Raw genomic sequence first — 17653 nt, forward strand, 5'->3', positions numbered from 1 at the left:
CGGGGTGCACATCAGTGACTCCGCCCTGATGCGACGGGGCGATGAGCGGACGGAGGCACAACCCGGTGCGACATCTCAGAACTTCGATCGGTGCCACCCTGGCCGTGCTGCTGCTCACGGCCGCGTGCGCCACCTCGGCCGGCGACGAGCCGGACTCGGCCGCGGCACCGGCCACGAGCGGCGCGCACGGCCACGAGTACCAGGAGCCGCCGCCCGCGGCGCCGCTGCGCGAGGGTGAGCGGTTCCAGGAGTTGACCATGGAGCGGGCGTACTCGCCGCGGGCACCGGAGGGCGCCACCGACGAGTACCGCTGCTTCATGATCGACCCGGCGCTGACCGAGCCCGCGTTCCTCACCGGCAGCCAGTTCCTGCCGCAGAACCACCAGTTGGTGCACCACGCGATCTTCTTCCGGCTGGAGCCGGACCAGGTGGTGGACGCGGAGAAGCTGGACGCGGCCGAGGAGGGTGACGGCTGGCGCTGCTTCGGCAACGCCGGGGTCGGCGACGCGGCCTGGGTGGCGCACTGGGCGCCGGGCGCGGACGAGGTGCTGCTGGACCAGAAGGTCGGCTACCCGATGACGCCGGGCAGCCGGCTGGTCATGCAGATCCACTACAACCTGCTGGCCACCGGCGGGGACGCGGCGGCGAGCGACCGATCCAGCATCCGGCTGCGACTGTCCACGGACGACCTCACGCCGCTGCGGACCGGGCTGCTGACCGCGCCGGTCGAGCTGCCGTGCGCGCCCGGCGAGTCCGGGCCGCTGTGCGACCGGGCCGCGGCCGTCGCGGACGTGACCAAGCGGTTCGGCGCCGAGGCCGGGCAGACGGTCGAGCAGCTGAACAAGTGGTGCAACGACGGCAATACGCCGCGGCAGGGCCCGTCGCAGAGCTGCGTGCAGCCGGTCGAGGAGCCGATGACCGTCTACGCGGTGGCCGGTCACATGCACCTGCTGGGCCGCGCGATCTCGGTGGAGCTGAACCCGGGCACGCCGCAGGCGCGGAAGCTGCTGGACATCCCCGCGTACGACTTCGACGACCAGGCGATCCGCCCGCTGGACGCGCCGGTCCAGCTGAAGGCGGGCGACACGCTGAAGGTCAGCTGCACGCACGACGCCACGCTCCGGCAGCAGCTGCCGGCGCTGCAGGACCTGCCGCCGCGGTACGTGGTCTGGGGCGAGGGCACCAGCGACGAGATGTGCCTCGGCATCCTGGTGGCGGGCGCGGCCTAGCGGGGACGCAGCCGGGCGAGGAAGGCCTCCAGAACCGCGGGCATGTCGACCGTGTCTCGGTCGAGCAGCCACTGGATCTGGAGGCCGTCCATCAGCGCGACCAGGGACACCGCGGTCGCGTCCACGTCGACGTCGGCCGCGAGCCGGCCGTCCGCCTTCGCCTCGCGCAGCGCGTCGGCCATCAGCTCGCGGATCCGGCGGTACCGGCCGACGAAGAACCCGTGCGCCGGGTGCTCCTCGGCGACCGCCTCGCCGGACAGCGTGGCGTAGAGCTGGACCAGGCCCGGCACGGTGGCGTTGTGCCGGACCAGCTCGGTCACCGCCTCCAGGAACGCCCAGCCGCGCTCGCCGTCGAGCCGGCGCTGGTCCGCGTCGTCCCGCTGGTCGAGCACCTCGGCGAGCAGCTGCTCCTTGGACGAGAAGTGGTGCAGCAGTCCGGCCTGGGTGAGCCCGACGCCGTCCGCGATCTCCTTCAGCGAGCCGCCGCGGTAACCGGACTCGGCGAACACCACGACGGCGTGCCGCAGGATCTCCGCGCGCTTGGCGCGGCCCTTGGTGTAGCTGCCGCGGACCCGCCGGGCGTTCCCCTCAGTCACGAACACCGAGCGTAGTCGGGCGCGCAACGAAGCGACCGGCACGCTAAACCATTCTTAGGAGACTCTGAAGGATCTTGACTCCGGTGGATCCCTCGACCAGCCTTCGGCGAGGCGAGATCCCCTCGAGTCAGGAGCACAGGTGCATTCACGATCTTCACGGGTACGGATGGGCGTGCTCACGGCCGCGGCCGTGGTCACCGCCGCCGGCGGTCTGGTCGTGACGGGCAACGCGTTGGCCGGGACCGACGCCACGACGACGGCGGCGGCGTGCGGCGCGTTCTTCGACGACTTCATCTACTCGTCCACCGCGGACGCCGCGTTCACCGCGCACCGCTGGCGCACCCGCGGATACGCGGGCGGGCCGGGCGTGCCGGGCGCGACCTGGTCCGCCGCGAACGTCTCGTTCACCGATGTGGACGGTCAGCGCGTCGCGCAGCTGCGGGGTTCCACGGACGGCACCGCGGCCGGGACCACGCAGGCGGAGTTCTACCAGACCGAACGGCGGTTCTTCGAGGGCACGTACGCGGCGCGGATCAAGCTCTCCGACACGCCGGTCAGCGGCCCGGACGGCGACCACGTCAACCAGACGTTCTTCGCGATGGGGCCGGTCCAGCGCTTCGACTACGACCCGCTCTATTCGGAGCTGGACTTCACCGAGTACCTGCCGAACGGCGGCTGGGGCACCGCCGGCCCGACCAACTACCAGACCAGCTACAACGGGTTCCGGGCCGACCCGTGGGACCCGTACAACGCCAGCGACGCGCAGGACGGCAGCCTGGCCGGCTGGCACACGATCGTCGGTCAGGCCGTGGACGGCCGGGTGACGTACTTCGTGGACGGCGTGCGGGTCGCCGAGCACACGGTGGACTACAAGGACGGTTCCCGCTCGGTCTTCCCGCGGGTGGAGATGGGCCTGAACTTCAACCTGTGGTTCATCGACCTGGCCGGGCACTCCGGCGGCCGGGCGACGTACCAGGAGCACGTGGACTGGGTCTACTACGCCGACGAGGAGGCCGTCTCCCCGGCCGAGTTGGAGGCGCGCACCGCCGCCTACCGCAGCGCCGGCACCGCGCGTGCGGACACGCTCGGCTCCTGCTGACCCGGCGACCCGACGGGAGCGGCGCCGTGACCTATCCGGCGTCGTTCCCGAAGGCCAGGTGCGTGGTGATCCGGTACCGGTCGCCGCGGTAGATGGACCGGGCGAACTCCACCACCCGGCCGGACGTGTCCCGGGTGGTGCGCTCGAAGAGCAGAGCCGGGGCATGCAGCGGTACGCCGAGCAGCCGCGACTCCTCCGCGTCGGTCACCGTGGGCTCCGTGGTCTGCACGGCGTCGGCCACCACCACCTCGTACCGCATGCGCAGCAGTTGATAGAGCGACCCGGACTCGACGTCGGCCGGCACCAGCCCGGGAACCAGTTCGGCCGGAATCCGGATGCGCTCGATCGCCATCGGCGCGCCGTCGACCACCCGCACCCGCTGGATGTAGCGCAGCGACGAGCTGGGTGACAGCTCCATCCGGCGGCCGAGCCGGGCGCCGGCCGGCTCGATGGTGAAGTCGATGACCTCGCTGCGCCAGTCGCCCTCCGCGGGCGGCACGGTGAAGTTGCCGGCGCTCGCCGGCGCGAGTTCCTGCGAGATCTTGCGCGGCGTGGTGAACGTGCCCCGGCCGTGGCTGCGGACGAGCAGGCCGTCGCGGGTCAGGTCCTCGATCGCGGCGCGCAGCGTGGGCCGGGAGACGCCGAACCGCTCGCTGAGGTGCCGCTCGGACGGCATCATCTCACCGGGCTGGCGGCCGTCGATCAACTCGCGGAGCAGTTCCCGGATCTCGGCCCGCTTCATGATCGGGACTATACCAACCCGCCACGCCATAATTTCCCACTGGTAAAGCAAAAACCGGTGAAAGTCGACCCTATGTGAACCCTATAGATCTGTAAGGAGTCTTGACTTTTACCAGTGGTTGGACCACCGTTCTCCCAACGCGAGACACCCTCACCCCTGGGGAGAACATCGTGACACCGACCCTGACCCGCCGCCGCGCGCTCGGTGCCGCGCTCGCGGCCGTCGCGCTCGGCACCACCGCGGCCTGCGGCGGACCCGCCGCCGAGGACGGCCCGGTCACGCTGGACGTCTGGCTGATGAAGGACTCCGCGCCGGACGCGGTGCTCCAGCAGGTCAACGCCGAATTCCAGGCGGCGCACCCGGGCGTCACCGTCGACGTCGAGATCCTGGAGTGGGACGGCCGCGACGTGAAGTGGAAGACCGCGCTGGCCAGCGACACCCCGCCGGACGTGCTGGAGATGGGCAACACGGACGTGCTCGCGTACGCGGCCTCCGGCGGCCTGACCGACCTGACCGGGCGCGAGTTCGAGAACCAGGCGACGTGGCTGCAGGGGCTGCGCGAGGCGGGCAGCTATGAGGACCGGCTGTACGGCGTGCCGTACTACGGCGGCGACCGCGTGGTGATCTACCGCAAGGATCTCTGGGCGAAGGCCGGGCTGACCACGCCGCCGGCCACGCTCGCGGAGCTGCGCACGGCCGGCGAGAAGCTGCAGGCGGCGCACGGTGGCGACTTCTCCGGCCTCTACTTCCCCGGCCGTTACCAGTACGCGGCGCTGCCGTTCCTCTACGACACCGGCGGCGCGATCGCGGTGCGCGACGGCGACACCTGGACCGCCACGCTCTCCACCCCGCAGGCACAGGCCGGGCTCACCAACTGGGCCGAGCTGATCCGCGCGGTGTCCAGGGCGCCGGCCGACGCGGACGAGACGAACCTGTCGGACGTGCTGGCCGAGGGCCGTACCGGCATGATCATCGGCCAGGCCTGGATGGTCGGCTCGATCGGCAAGGAGAACCCGGAGCTGGCCGATCAGCTGGCCGCGTTCCCGGTGCCGGGCACGGCCGGGCCGATGCCGGTCTTCCTCGGCGGTTCCAACCTCACGGTGGCGGCCGCGAGCCCGCACCAGGACCTGGCGTACGACTGGATCAAGCTGATGACCGGCACCAGGTATCAGACGCTGCTGGCCCAGGGCGGCCTGCTGCCCAACTCGACGAGCCTGTCCGGCGTGGTCACCGGCATCACGAAGATCCAGATGGACGCGGCCGCCCGGAGCTGGTTCACGCCCACCTCCACCAAGTGGTCCGACGTGGACAACGCGCAGGTGCTGATGGACATGCTCCAGTCGATCGCCGCCGGCGACGCCACCGTGGCCGAGGCTACCCGCAGGGCCGACGACCAGATCAACCAGCTGCTCAACGCGGCCTGACCGGCATGACCGCCACGATCGCCCCGCCGGTCACCCCGTCGTCGCCGCCGGTCGCGCCGGTGCGGCGGCGGCCGGGTGCGCTGCCGTACCTGCTGCTGATCCCCGCCACGATCGCGGTGTTCGCAACGCTGATCTACCCGGTCGGGCGGATGGTCGCGCTCAGCTTCCAGCGCGGCAACCTCGGCGACCTGATCACCCGCCGCACCGTGTGGGTCGGGCTCGACAACTACCGGGCCGTGCTGACCGACGGGGTCTTCTGGACCGTGCTGCCGCGCACGATCGGATTCGCCGCGGTCTGCGTGTCGCTGACGCTGCTCATCGCCACCGGCTGCGCGCTGCTGCTCCAGCACGCCGACCGGTGGGCGCGGGTCACGCTCTCGGTCGGCATGGTGGTCGCCTGGGCCACGCCGGTGCTGATCGGCGCCGTGGTCTTCAAGTGGCTGTTCGACGCGGAGTTCGGCGTGGTCAACTGGCTGCTCACCGAGTCCGGGCTGTGTGAGTGCCGGCACCGGTCCTGGCTCGGCGACCAGTGGTCCGCGTTCGCGGTGCTGGTGTCCATCGTGGTGTGGGGCGCGGTGCCGTTCGCGGCGCTGTCGATCTACGCGGGGCTGCTCACCGTGCCGCCGGAACTGGCCGAGGCCGCGCGGATGGACGGCGCGGGCGCGCACCGGATCTTCTGGAGCATCACCTTCCCGCTGCTGCGCCCGATCTACGCGATCCTCACCGTGCTGTCGGTCATCTGGGACACGAAGGTCTTCCCGCAGGTCTGGCTCACCACCAAGGGTGGCCCGTACCAGGGCACCGTGATGCTGGGCGTCTACATCTACCAGAAGGGCATCGTCAGCTCGCAGTTCGGCGTCGCGTCCACCATCGCGGTGCTGATGACGGTCATGCTGCTCGGGCTCTCCTGGATCTACGTCCGGGCGATGCGGCAGGAGGCCCGATGACCCGCCGCGCGCTGGTCAACACCGCCTGCCTGCTGGTCGCGGCGCTGTTCGTCTTCCCGGTCTACTGGATGGCGTCGACCGCGTTCAAGCCGGACGCGGACATCGTCAGCCACCCGCCCCGGTTCGTGCCCTGGCCGATCGAGCTGGACCACTTCGGCCGGGTGCTCGGCGACGCCGGGTTCTGGGCAGCGCTGCGCAGCTCGCTCACCGTCACCGTGACCGTGGTGACGGCCGGGACACTCGTCGCGCTGATGGCCGCGGTAGCGCTGGCCCGCTTCACGTTCCGCGGCCGGACCGGCTTCGTGCTCGCGCTGATCATCGTGCAGATGATCCCGGGCGAGGCGCTGTTCATCCCGTTCTACCTGATGCTGCGCGAGACGCACCTGCTCGGGCAGTTGGCCGGGCTGATGCTGGTCTACCTGTCGATCACCGTGCCGTTCACCGCGTGGATGCTGCGCGGGTTCGTCGCCTCGATCCCGGTGGACCTGGAGGAGGCCGCGGCCGTGGACGGCGCGAGCCGCTGGCAAGCGTTCTGGCGGGTGCTGTTCCCGCTGGTCGCGCCGGGCCTGCTGGCCACCTCGATCTTCTCGTTCATCACGGTCTGGACCGAGTTCACCTACGCGTACGTCCTGATCAACGATCCGCGGAACTACCCGCTCCCGATCTACATCCAGTCGTTCATCGGGCGCGACGACGTCGACTACGGGCCGCAGATGGCGGTCGCCTTCCTGTTCACGCTCCCGGTCGTCGTCTTCTTCCTCCTGGTCCAGCGGCGGGCCGTTGCCGGCATGAGCGCCGGCGCCGTCAAGGGCTGACCTCCTCACCCCCAAAGGAGAGCCATGAATTCGGCACGAACCGCAGCGCTCGCCGCTGCCGCCCTGGTCACCGCCGCCGGTGGGCTGATAGCCACCGGAAACGCGTCCGCCTCGACCGCGGCCGCCGCCTGCGGCGTGCTGTTCGACGACTTCAACTACACGTCGCCGTCGGACAGCGCGTTCACCGGGCACGGCTGGACCGCGCGCAACAACCCGGGCGGCCCCGGCGTGCCCGGCGCCACCTGGTCCGCGGCGAACATCTCGTTCCCGACCGTGGACGGGCAGAAGGTGGCGCAGTTGCAGGCGTCCACGGACGGCACCGCCGCCGGCACCACGCACGCGGAGTTCCTGCAGACCGAGCGACGCTTCTTCGAGGGCACGTACGCGGCGCGGATCAAGTTCTCCGACGCGCCGGTCAGCGGCCCGGACGGCGACCACATCAACGAGACGTTCTTCGCGATCGGGCCGGCCCAGCGGTACGACTACGACCCGCTCTACTCCGAGCTGGACTTCTCCGAATACCTGCCGAACGGCGGGTGGGGCGTCGAGGGGTCGATCAACTATCAGACCAGCTGGAACGGGTACCGGGAGAACCCGTGGGACCCGTACAACGCGCACTCCCAGCAGCCGGGCAGCCTGGCCGGGTGGCACACCGTGATGGGCCAGGTCGCGAACGGGCACGTGAAGTACTTCATCGACGGCGTGCAGGTGGGCGACCACACGGTGTCGGAGAAGGACCCGGCCTGGACGGTCTACCCGCGCGCGGCCATGTCCATCAACTTCAACCTGTGGTTCATCGACCTGGCCGCGCACACCGGCGGGCGGGCCACGTACCAGGAGCACGTGGACTGGGTCTACTACGCGAAGAACGAGTCCGTCTCGCCGGCCGACCTGACCGCGCGCACCTCCGCGTACCGCAGCGCCGGCACCGTGCACCAGGACACGCTCGCCACCGGCGGCTGCCCGACCGGCCCGACCGCCACGCCCGGCTCGCCCACGCCGCCGCCCACCGCCACCTCGTCCCCGACGCCTCCGCCGCCCACCTCGTGCGCCGGCGCGAACCCGTGGGCGTGGGGCACGGTCTACCAGGCCGGTGACCGGGTCACCCACGCCGGCCGCCTGTGGCAGGCCAACTGGTGGACGCAGGGCTCCGAGCCCGGCCTCACCGCCCAGTGGCGCGACCTCGGTACCTGCTAGAGCTCTTCCACCGCGCCGCCCCTTCCCTACTCTGGAAGGGGCGGCGTCACCCACCCAGGAGACCTCATGCTGATCCCACGTCCCGTCTCGATCTCGGACAGCGCGGGCTCGTTCGCGCTCACCCCCGCGACCGCGATCCACGCGCCGGACGCGCCCGAGGTCGCCGCGCTGCTGCGCGAGCTGCTCACCCCGGTCACCGGCCTGCCGCTGCCGGACACCGGCACGCCTGGGCCGGACACCATCGCGCTGCGCGTCACGCCGGACGCCACCGACCTCGGCACCGAGGGCTACCGGCTGGAGGTCTCCCGGTCCGGCGTGACCGCCGCCGCGCCGGGAGCCGCCGGGCTGCGCTGGGCCGTGCAGACCCTCCGCCAGCTGCTGCCGGTCGAGGCGTACGCGCCGGACCGCCGGGACGTGCCGTGGACCGTCACCGGCGTGTCCATCGTCGACACGCCGCGCTATCCCTGGCGCGGGCTGCTGGTCGACGTGGGCCGCTGGCACAAGCCGGTCTCCTGGCTGCGCCGCGTCGTGGACCTGCTCGCCATGCACCGGATGAACGTGCTGCACCTGCACCTCACCGAGGACCAGGGCTGGCGGTTCGAGGTGCGTAAGCACCCGCGGCTGACCGAGGTGGGGGCGTTCCGCCGCGCGTCGCCGCGCGGCCACGAGACCGAGAACCGCTCCGACGACACGCCGCACGGCGGCTTCTACACCCAGGACGAACTGCGCGACCTGGTCGCCTACGCCGCCCGGCGCGGCGTCACGATCGTGCCCGAGATCGACCTACCCGGTCACATGCAGGCCGCCATCGCCGCGTACCCCCACCTCGGCAACGCTCCGGACGACCCGCCCGAGGTCTGGACCCGGTTCGGCGTCAGCGACCGCGTGCTCAACGTCGAGGACGGCACGGTCGCGTTCGTCCGGGACGTGCTGGACGAGCTGATGGACGTCTTCCCCGGCCCGTGGATCCACCTCGGCGGCGACGAGGTCCCGCTCACCGAGTGGGAGTCCTCGCCCGCCGCCGCGCGCCGGATCGCCGCCGAGGGGCTCACCGGCCCGGCCGACCTGCTCGGCTGGTGGATCCGGCAGGCCGCCGCGCACGTCACCCGGGCCGGCCGCCGCCCGGTGCTCTGGGACGAGTTGGTCGGGCAGCACGCGCCCGCGGACGCCGTCGTGATGGCCTGGCGGGGCCACGACCGGATCGCCGAGGGCCTGCTCGACGGGCACGACGTGATCGCCACCCCGCACGAGCACCTCTACCTCAACTACCCGGCCTCGGACGCCGCGTCCGAGCCGCTGTCGATCCGGGACGGCTACGCCGCCGCGCACGGCCCCACCACGCTCGACCACGTGTACGCGTACCGCCCGCAGCCCGCCGGCCTGCCGTCCGACCTGCCGACCCGGGTGGTCGGCGTCCAGGCCAACATGTGGTGCGAGTACGCGCCCACGCCGGACCGGGCCGAGTACGACCTGCTGCCCCGGCTGTCCGCGGTCGCCGAGGTCGCCTGGGGCACCCCGGACTCCCTACCCGCGTTCCACACCCGCCTCTCCACCCACCTCCGCCGCCTGGACGCGGCCGGCTACCGCTACCGGCCGCTGGACGGGCCCGGGCTCACTCCGTGAACGCGGTGTAGGAGAGCGCCCGGTCGAACCGCCCGGCGGCCAGATCCTCGTGGCGGATGATGAATCGTCCGATGTAGACGTCCTCGGGATAGAACTGCATCAGCGGCACCCACTCGCGCATCACCCGGACCGTCTCCCGCTCCAGCCACAGGGCGCTCTCCCCCGGCGGGATACTCACCTCGCCGGCCTTCTCCCGGGCCGCGATCGCCTCCTCGGCGATCCTGGTCTCCGGCGTGGTGTACATGACGTCGGTGGCCAGCTCGCCGATGACCCAGGAGTGGCCGCCGAGCGAGATCTCGGGGTCGCGGCGGTCCGGCCACAGCTCGTCGGCCAGCGCCACCAGCTCGGCCAGGTGCGGCAGGTCGCGCGCCAGGTGCGCCTGGTCGCCGTCGCGCGTGCTCTCCACGTCGTCGCCGTCCCCCAGCCACTCGGGCAGCTCCGCGGCGACCACGGCGCGCAGCTCGCGCCTCGGGGCCACGAAGTCGAGCGTCATGTTGTTGAACACGATCTCCGCGTGCTCGGGCTCCTCCGCGATGACCGTGTCGGTGCCGGCCGGCACGTGAACGACCCGCGCGTGCTTCTGCTCACCGGCGACCGAGTACTCCTCGTAGGCGTCCTCGTGGTGCAGGAAGAACAGCAGCGAGCCGTCCGCCGGCAGCGCCAGGCCGTCGACCCGGGGCAGCGCCGCGCAGTCGATGGACGCGACGAACGGCAGCGGCCCGTACTCGCCGGACGGCCACTCCATGCCGACCGGCAGCCGGGGCAGCCCGCCGCGCTGCCCGGCCGGGACGCCGTCGTCGTAGTGCGCGCCGGTCCAGATCGCGAACCGGAGGAACTCGGCGAACCTGTCGACCTCACCGTCCGGGATGCCCCGGTCGGTCGCGGCACGACGGAATTGTCGTTGATAGTCCATGGCGCGGCATGGTGCCAGATCGATGCGAACGCCGCCTTACCGCCGGATGCCCATCCCCAGTCGGCGCACGGTGCGCAGCCACAGGTCCGGCCGCCCCTCGTGGTCGTCCGCGCGGGCCAGCGACCGGCGGGTGAGCGTGATCGCCAGCGTCCGCGCCGGCTCCGGCGGGAACGGCACCGGCTTCCGGCGCACCGTGGCCAGCTCGGTCAGCTCGGTGCGCCGGCCGCTGAGCAGGTCGAGACTGACCCGCGCGGCGAACCGGGTGGCGGAGACGCCGAGCCCGGTGAAGCCCGCGGCGTAGGCCACCTTGCCGCCGTACGCGGTGCCGTGGAACGCGAAGAAGCGGGTGCAGGTGTCGACCGCACCACCCCACCGGTGGCTGAACCGCACGTCCGCGAGCTGCGGGAACGTGACGGCGAAGCGCCGGGCGAGCGTCTCGAACGAGGCCCGGCGCTGGGCCAGCACGGGCGCCGTCCGGCCGCCGGCGTGGAAGATCGGGTCGTACCCGCCGAACAGGATTCGGTGGTCCCGCGTGATCCGGTAGTAGTGGAACCGGTTACCCAGGCCGGAGACGCCCTGCCGCCGCCGCCAGCCGATCGAGGCGAGCTGCGGCGCGGTGAGCGGCTCGGTCATCAGCGCGTAGTCGTAGACCGGGGCGACGAAGTGCCGCAGGCGGCGCAGCAGCGGCGGGAACGCGTTGGTGGCGAGGATCGCCCGGCCGGCCCGGACCGCGCCGTGCGGGGTGGTCAGCCGGACCGCCGCGCCCTCGTCGGACAGGCCGGTGACCCGGGTGTGCTCGTGGATGCGGACGCCCTGCTCCAGGCAGACGCGGCGCAGGCCCCAGGCCAGCCGGGCCGGGTCCACCAGCGCGGTGCCGCGCCGGTCCCAGGCGGCGTAGAGATAGGTCGGCGAGTCCAGCTCGGCGCGGACCGCGGCGGAGTCGAGCAGGCGGACAGTGCGGCCGTACGCCATGGCCAGCACCGCGCTCTCGGCGAGCTGCGTCACCTGGTACGCCTCGGTCGCGACCTTCAGCTCCCCGGAGCGCACGAAGTCGCAGTCGATGCCGTGCCGCGCCACCGTCGCCTCGATCGCGTCCAGGTTCTCGGTGCCGAGCCGTTCCAGCGTGACCAGGTCGTCCGGGAACCGGGCGCGCCCGTTGGCCAGGCCGCCGGTGAGGCTGGTGGCGCAGAACCCGCCGTTGCGCCCGGACGCGGCCCAGCCGCAGGTGCCCGCCTCCAGCACCACCACGTCGCGCGCCGGGTCGTCCTGCTTGGCCAGCAGCGCGGCCCACAGTCCGGCGTACCCGCCGCCGACGATCGCCAGGTCCGCGGTCCGGACGCCGGACAGCGGCGGCAGCGGGTCCGGGCGTTCCGGCCGGTCCAGCCAGTACGGGATCGGCGCCGCGTCGCGCAGCGTCCTCATGACCGCCGGCGCCGGTTGATGATCTCCCCGGCCACCACGACGATCACCGCGATCAGGAACATCGCCGTCCCGATCACGTTGACCTGCGGCGGGATGCCGCGCTGCGCGGCGCCCCACACGTACATCGGGAACGTGACCGTGGTGCCGGAGTTGAAGTTCGTGATGATGAAGTCGTCGAAGGAGAGCGAGAACGACAGCAGCGCGGCGGCCACGATACCGGGCGCGACCAGCGGCAGCGTGATCCGGCGGAACGTCTGCCACTCGCCGGCGTAGAGGTCCATCGCGGCCTCCTCCAGCGCCGGGTCCAATCCGGCCAGCCGCGCCTTCACCGTCACCACGACGAACGACACGCAGAACATCACGTGCGCGATCACCACGGTCCAGAAGCCGAGCGGGACGCCACCGGCCACGAACAGCGCCAGCAGCGACGAGCCCATCACCACCTCGGGCGTGGCCATCGGCATGAAGATCAGCAGGTTGGTCGCGGACCGGCCGCGGAACCGGTGCCGGGCCAGCGCGAACGCCATCAGCGTGCCGAGCACCGTGGCGATCAGCGTGGCCAGCAGCGCGATCTGGACGCTGCGGCCGACCGCGTCGCACATGTCGCCCGGGCCGCACGGGTTGGCCCAGTTGTCCAGCGTGAACCGGTGGAAGTCGTAGGACAGCCGGCTGCTCGGCTCGTTGAACGACAGCGCGGCCACCACGAAGATCGGCAGGAACAGGTAGAGCAGGACCAGCAGGCCGACGGCGAGGACCCAGTTGCGCCTCACAGCACCTCCTCCGTGCCGGATCGGCGCACGTAGACGAGCACGATCGCCAGGATCGCGGCCATCAGGATGAACGACAGCGCGGCGGCCTGCGGGTAGTCCAGCCGCACCAGGAACGCCGAGTCGATCACGTTGCCGATCATGTACTGCCGGGGCGTGCCGAGCAGTTCCGCGTTGATGTAGTCGCCGGTCGCCGGGATGAACGTCAGCAGCGTGCCGGCCACCACGCCGGGCATGCTGAGCGGCAGCGTGACCCGGAAGAACGTGCTGACCGGGCCGGCGTAGAGATCGCTCGCGGCCTCCAGCACGCGACGGTCCAGCCGCTCCAGGTTCGCGTAGAGCGGCAGCACCATGAACGGCAGGAAGTTGTAGACCAACCCCATGATCACCGCGGTCGGCGTGGCCAGCAGCCGGCCGTCCGCACCGAGCAGGTGCACCGCGCGCAGCACCTCGACCACCGCGCCGTTGTCCGACAGGATCGTCTTCCAGGCCAGCGTGCGGACCAGGAAGCTGGTGAAGAACGGCGCGATCACCCCGACCAGCATCAGGTTCCGCCAGCGACCGGCGCGGTGCGCGATCGCGTACGCCAGCGGGTAGCCGAGCAGCAGGCAGATCGCGGTGGCCGCGGCCGCGTAGCCGATCGACCGCAGGAAATGCCACCGGTACGCCTCCAGCGCGGCCGGGTAGTTGCCGAACGACCAGGTCATCGCGTACCCGGTGGTCAGCGACCCGCTCGGGTCGTAGAGGCTGGTCGCGCCGAGCTGCACCAGCGGGATCACGAAGAAGACCAGCAGCCACAGCCCGGCCGGAAGCATCAGCAGGTACGGCAGCCACCGCCGGCGCCGCCCCGAGCGCGGCGGGGCCGGCGGCGTGTTCGCCCCCACCCCGGCCCCGATCGCCGCGACGCTCATGCTGACTCACCCTCTTCGCTGCGGTTTCGCGGTGGGACGCACTGAGCCGATGATTCGCTCGCAAGCTCGCTCATGCTGACTCACCCTCTCCGCTGCGGTTTCGCGGTGGGACGCACTGAGCCGATGATTCGCTCGCAAGCTCGCTCATGCCGCCACCAGCGCCTGCGTCGCGTCGCCCGCGCCGTGTGCGCGGTCGAGCAGGAACGCGTGCGCCGGGTTCCAGGCGACCGTGACGTCGGTACCCGGCCGCAGCGGCCCGTCGACGCCGATGTTCGGCGCGAACACCGACAGCTCCGTGTCCCAGGCGGTCCGCACCAGGTACTGCGTGCTGACGCCCACGTAGGAGGAGTCGGTGACCGTGCCGGTGACGTGCTGCAGGCCGCCCGGCACCTGGTCCGCGGTGGCGAAGAGGTGCATCTTCTCCGGCCGTACCCCCAGGTAGACCTCGTCGCCGGTGGCACGCGACCGCGCGGCCGGGACGGTGAACCGCGCGCCGTGCGCGGTGACCAGCAGGTCGTCCCCGCTGCGCCCGCCGCCGGTCGCGGCCAGCAGGTTGGACTGGCCGAGGAAGTTGGCCACGAACGGCGTGGCCGGGAACTCGTAGATCTCGGTCGGCGCGCCGAGCTGCTCGATCCGCCCCGCGTTCATCACCGCGACCGTGTCGGCCATCGTCATGGCCTCCTCCTGGTCGTGCGTGACGTGCACGAACGTGATGCCGACCTCGGTCTGGATGCGCTTGAGCTCGATCTGCATCTGGCGGCGCAGCTTCAGGTCCAGCGCGCCGAGCGGCTCGTCGAGCAGCAGCACCTGCGGGTGGTTGATCAGTGCGCGGGCCAGCGCGACCCGCTGCTGCTGCCCGCCGGAGAGCTGAGCCGGGCGGCGGGCGCCGAAGCCGGCCAGCTCGACCAGCGACAGCATCTGCTCGACCTGCGGCCTGACGTTCCGCACGCCCTTGCGCCGCAGGCCGAACGCGACGTTCTCGGCGATGGTCAGGTGCGGGAACAGCGCATAGCTCTGGAACACGGTGTTGACGGGCCGCTGGTACGGCCGGAGCCGGGTGATGTCCTTGCCGCCGAGCGTGACCTGTCCGCCGGTGGGCTCCTCCAGGCCGGCCACCATCCGCAGCGTGGTGGTCTTGCCGCAGCCGGACGCGCCGAGCAGCGCGAAGAACGCGCCCTGCGGGATGGTCAGCGTCAGGTCGTCCACCGCGGTGAACATCCCGAACCGCTTGGTCACGCTCGTCAGGCGCAGACCCTCGCCGTCAACACTCATTCTCGCTCCGTCACTTGTCGCTGACCTTCGCCACGACCTGGTCCCAGCGCGCGCGGTACCGCGCCTCCTCGTCCGGTTCCAGCGCCATGAAGATACGGGTGGTCGCCAGCGTGTCCGGGTCCGGGAAGATCAGCGGGTTCGCGGCCAGGTCCGGGTCGATCTTCTCCATCTCCGCCTGCGCGCCGGCGACCGGGCAGATGTAGTTCACGTAGGCGGCCACCTCGGCCGCGACCGCGGGTTCGTAGTAGTAGTTCATCAGGTTCAACGCGTTGTCGAGGTGCGCCGACGTGACCGGGACCTGCATGTTGTCGGAGAACAGCATCGAGCCGGTCTCCGGCGCCACGAACTGGATCGCGTCGTTGTCGAACTGGAGCTGCACCACGTCGCCGGACCACGCCATGCAGGCCGCCACGTCGCCGTTGCCCAGGTCCTCCGCGTACTCGTTGCCGGTGAACGCGACGATCTGGCCGGCCTCGACCGCGCTGTCCAGCACCTCGATCGCCTCCTCGAAGTGGCTCTCGGAGAAGTCGCTCGCGTTGTAGCCGAGCGACTGCATGATCAGGCCGATCGTGTCCCGCATGTCCGACAGCAGCGTCACGCGGCCCTTGAGGTCGGAGCGGGTGAGCAGTTCCTCGACGGTACGGACCGGGCGGACCTCGCCGCCGTGGTAGGCGATCCCGGAGAGGCCGGACTGCCACGGCACGGCGTACCGGCGGTCGCGGTCCCAGGAGCGGATGCGCAGGTTCGGCAGCAGGTTCGCCTCCACGTTCTTCAGCCGGGCCAGGTCCAGCCGCTGCGCGTACCCGTCGCGGATGAGCTGCGCGGAGGCCCAGTCGGTGAGCACCACGATGTCGTCGGACGGCGCGCAGGCGGCCAGCTTCGGCGTCAGCCCGGCCATGAACTCGACGTTGTCGTTGATCTCCTCCTTGTACGTGACCGCGATGCCGGAGCGCTCCTGGAACGCCTCCAGCGTCGGCCGGCTCCGCTCGTCCTCGGTCAGGTCGATGTAGAGCGGCCAGTTGTTGAAGACGAGCGTCTTCTCGGTCTCCGACACGTCCCGGGCCAGGCAGGTGAACGTGGGTGCGGCGGTATCGCGGGACCGCAGCGCCGCGATCGTGCCGCCGCCGGCCGCCAGGACGCCGAGTCCGGCGGCGCCGAGCAGCAGTCCGCGCCGGGACGCGGTGCGGGGCGCGCGATGGGTGCGCACCCCGCCCCCGCCGTTCACGGTCCGCAGTACCTCGCGGGCCTCTGGGGTCAGGGACCGTCTCATTGCGCCTCCGCGGGTGTTGCATGTGGACGGGATTCCCACTGATGGGGCATGGCCGCGTCACCCTAGCCCGCGGGAGGCGGATCGGTTGTTACGCCCCGATAACGGCTTGAAACTTCTGCTCGTACGTCTTCTCCGTCGCCTCGTCGAGCGCCATGAAGACCTTCGCCTTCGACGTGACGGTCTCGTCCGGGAAGATGAGCGGATTCGACGCCAGCTCCGGATCGAGCTTCTCCGCCTCCGCGCTCGCGCCCTCGACCGGGCAGATGTAATTCACGTACGCCGCGACCTCGGCCGCCACCACCGGGTCGTAGTAGTAGTCGATCAGCGCCTCGGCGTTCGCCTTGTGCGCCGCCTTGTTCGGCACGTGCATGTTGTCCGCGTAGAGGATGCAGCCCGACTCCGGAATGACGAACCGCACCTTCTCGTCCTCGAAGGCGAGCTGGATGACGTCGCCGGACCAGCCGATGGCCGCCGCGATGTCGCCCTTGGCGAGCTCGGTGGCGTAGTCGTTGCCGGTGAACCGGCGGATCTGGCCGGAGTCCACCGCCTTCTGCAGCTTGGCGAGCGCGTCGTCGAACTGCGCCGCGGTGAAGTTCGCCGGGTCGTGCCCGTTGGACTGCAGCAGCAGGCCCATCGTGTCGCGCATCTCGGCGAGCGCGGTCACCCGGCCCTTCAGGTCCGCGCGGGTCAGCAGCTCGTCGACGGTACGCACCTCGCCGGTGACGTTGCCGTTGTAGGCCAGGCCGGTGAGGCCGGCCTGCCACGGGATCGCGTACTCGTTCGCCGGGTCGAACGACCGGTTCCGCAGCGAGGAGAGCAGGTTCTTCTCCACCGCCGGGATCTTCGCCCTGTCCAGCTTCTGCACCCAGCCGAGCCGGATCAGCCGCGCCGACATCCAGTCGGTGAGCACGATGATGTCGCGGTCGGTCGGCTGGCATCCGGCGAGCTGATTCTGCACCTTGCCGAAGAACTCGTTGTTGTCGTTGATGTCCTCGTTGTACGTGACCGCGATGCCGCTCCTGGCGGTGAACGCCTCCAGCGTCGGGCGCTTCGACTCGTCGTCGGCATCCACGTCGACGTAGAGCGGCCAGTTCGAGAAGACCAGCGTCTTCTCGGTGCCGGACCGGTCCTCGCTGACGCAGGTCTCCGCGGTCTGCGTCTGCCCCTTCGTGCCGCACGCGGCCAGCGCGCCACCGGTGGCCGCGAGCGCGGACGAGCCGAGCGCGCCCCGCATCAGCGTGCGCCGGGAGAGCGAGAAGGCGGAGATCACCGCAGACGCCTCCGGTGACAGCGGTGCACGGGGTGACTTGCGCATTCACGGCTCCTACGTAAAGGGGTCGGCCGGCGAGCGGGAGAATACGGGGGAATGCCGCCGGCCGGAGCTGGTGTGTGGGCCGGGACTAGGTTAGACGACAGATCGTGGCAC

Annotated in this window: 16 protein-coding genes; 7 read left to right on the plus strand and 9 right to left on the minus strand. The window is 71.3% G+C overall.

All coding sequences use genetic code 11. From position 1 onward, the window contains the following. Positions 1–65 precede the first annotated feature (65 nt). Positions 66–1229 (plus strand): monooxygenase, encoded by a 1164-nt coding sequence (locus J2S41_RS29765; protein WP_310372605.1) that lies wholly within the window; start codon positions 66–68, stop codon positions 1227–1229. Here J2S41_RS29765 and J2S41_RS29770 read toward each other — a convergent pair. Then, entirely contained in the window at positions 1226–1825 is a 600-nt protein-coding gene (locus tag J2S41_RS29770; RefSeq protein ID WP_310372607.1) for a TetR family transcriptional regulator, read from the minus strand. The two genes, J2S41_RS29765 and J2S41_RS29770, sit on opposite strands and share 4 nt — an antisense overlap. Positions 1826–1964: 139 nt before the next feature. Here J2S41_RS29770 and J2S41_RS29775 point away from each other — a divergent pair, with 139 nt between their 5' ends. Beyond that, a complete protein-coding gene (locus J2S41_RS29775) occupies positions 1965–2924 on the plus strand; it encodes a glycoside hydrolase family 16 protein (protein WP_310372608.1) in 960 nt (319 codons plus the stop codon). Between the two features lie 31 nt (positions 2925–2955). Here the strand turns inward: J2S41_RS29775 and J2S41_RS29780 are convergent, their stop codons facing one another. Further along, on the minus strand, positions 2956–3666 hold the full coding sequence (locus J2S41_RS29780; RefSeq protein WP_310372610.1) for a GntR family transcriptional regulator: 711 nt from the start codon (positions 3664–3666) through the stop codon (positions 2956–2958). A 170-nt stretch (positions 3667–3836) separates the two neighbouring features. On the opposite strand from J2S41_RS29780, the gene J2S41_RS29785 reads away from it, so the two are divergent. From J2S41_RS29785 to J2S41_RS29805, 5 genes are all read left to right on the plus strand, one after another. Continuing rightward, positions 3837–5090, plus strand: a complete 1254-nt coding sequence (locus J2S41_RS29785; protein WP_310372612.1) for a sugar ABC transporter substrate-binding protein — start codon at positions 3837–3839, stop codon at positions 5088–5090. A 5-nt stretch (positions 5091–5095) separates the two neighbouring features. Then, entirely contained in the window at positions 5096–6037 is a 942-nt protein-coding gene (locus J2S41_RS29790) for a carbohydrate ABC transporter permease (RefSeq protein ID WP_310372614.1), read from the plus strand. Further along, positions 6034–6852: a carbohydrate ABC transporter permease gene (locus J2S41_RS29795; protein ID WP_310372616.1), complete on the plus strand. Its 819-nt coding sequence runs from the start codon at positions 6034–6036 to the stop codon at positions 6850–6852. Before J2S41_RS29790 ends, J2S41_RS29795 begins: the two co-directional genes overlap by 4 nt. A 24-nt stretch (positions 6853–6876) precedes the next feature. Continuing rightward, the gene (locus tag J2S41_RS29800; protein WP_310372617.1) at positions 6877–8049 is read left to right on the plus strand and encodes a carbohydrate-binding protein; all 1173 of its coding nucleotides are present in this window, start codon (positions 6877–6879) and stop codon (positions 8047–8049) included. 66 nt (positions 8050–8115) lie between these two features. Further along, complete coding sequence (locus J2S41_RS29805) at positions 8116–9672, plus strand: beta-N-acetylhexosaminidase (RefSeq protein WP_310372619.1); 1557 nt, start codon at positions 8116–8118, stop codon at positions 9670–9672. Here the strand turns inward: J2S41_RS29805 and J2S41_RS29810 are convergent. The 7 genes from J2S41_RS29810 to J2S41_RS29840 all read right to left on the minus strand — a co-directional run bounded on the left by J2S41_RS29810 (position 9662) and on the right by J2S41_RS29840 (position 17542). Beyond that, positions 9662–10585: a DUF1963 domain-containing protein gene (locus tag J2S41_RS29810; RefSeq protein ID WP_310372621.1), complete on the minus strand. Its 924-nt coding sequence runs from the start codon at positions 10583–10585 to the stop codon at positions 9662–9664. The two genes, J2S41_RS29805 and J2S41_RS29810, sit on opposite strands and share 11 nt — an antisense overlap. A gap of 36 nt (positions 10586–10621) precedes the next feature. Continuing rightward, entirely contained in the window at positions 10622–12007 is a 1386-nt protein-coding gene (locus tag J2S41_RS29815) for an NAD(P)/FAD-dependent oxidoreductase (protein ID WP_310372623.1), read from the minus strand. Next, a complete protein-coding gene (locus tag J2S41_RS29820; RefSeq protein ID WP_310372625.1) occupies positions 12004–12777 on the minus strand; it encodes an ABC transporter permease in 774 nt (257 codons plus the stop codon). Before J2S41_RS29820 ends, J2S41_RS29815 begins: the two co-directional genes overlap by 4 nt. Then, a complete protein-coding gene (locus J2S41_RS29825) occupies positions 12774–13685 on the minus strand; it encodes an ABC transporter permease (protein WP_310372626.1) in 912 nt (303 codons plus the stop codon). The genes J2S41_RS29820 and J2S41_RS29825 overlap by 4 nt, the downstream gene beginning before the upstream one ends. A gap of 144 nt (positions 13686–13829) precedes the next feature. Continuing rightward, positions 13830–14957, minus strand: coding sequence for an ABC transporter ATP-binding protein (locus tag J2S41_RS29830; protein WP_310372627.1), 1128 nt, complete (start codon positions 14955–14957; stop codon positions 13830–13832). Between the two features lie 10 nt (positions 14958–14967). Continuing rightward, on the minus strand, positions 14968–16227 hold the full coding sequence (locus tag J2S41_RS29835; RefSeq protein WP_310372628.1) for an ABC transporter substrate-binding protein: 1260 nt from the start codon (positions 16225–16227) through the stop codon (positions 14968–14970). An 88-nt stretch (positions 16228–16315) separates the two neighbouring features. After that, the gene (locus J2S41_RS29840) at positions 16316–17542 is read right to left on the minus strand and encodes a polyamine ABC transporter substrate-binding protein (RefSeq protein WP_310372629.1); all 1227 of its coding nucleotides are present in this window, start codon (positions 17540–17542) and stop codon (positions 16316–16318) included. Between the last annotated feature and the right edge of the window lie 111 nt (positions 17543–17653).

Source organism: Catenuloplanes atrovinosus (assembly GCF_031458235.1).
GTDB lineage: Bacteria > Actinomycetota > Actinomycetes > Mycobacteriales > Micromonosporaceae > Catenuloplanes > Catenuloplanes atrovinosus.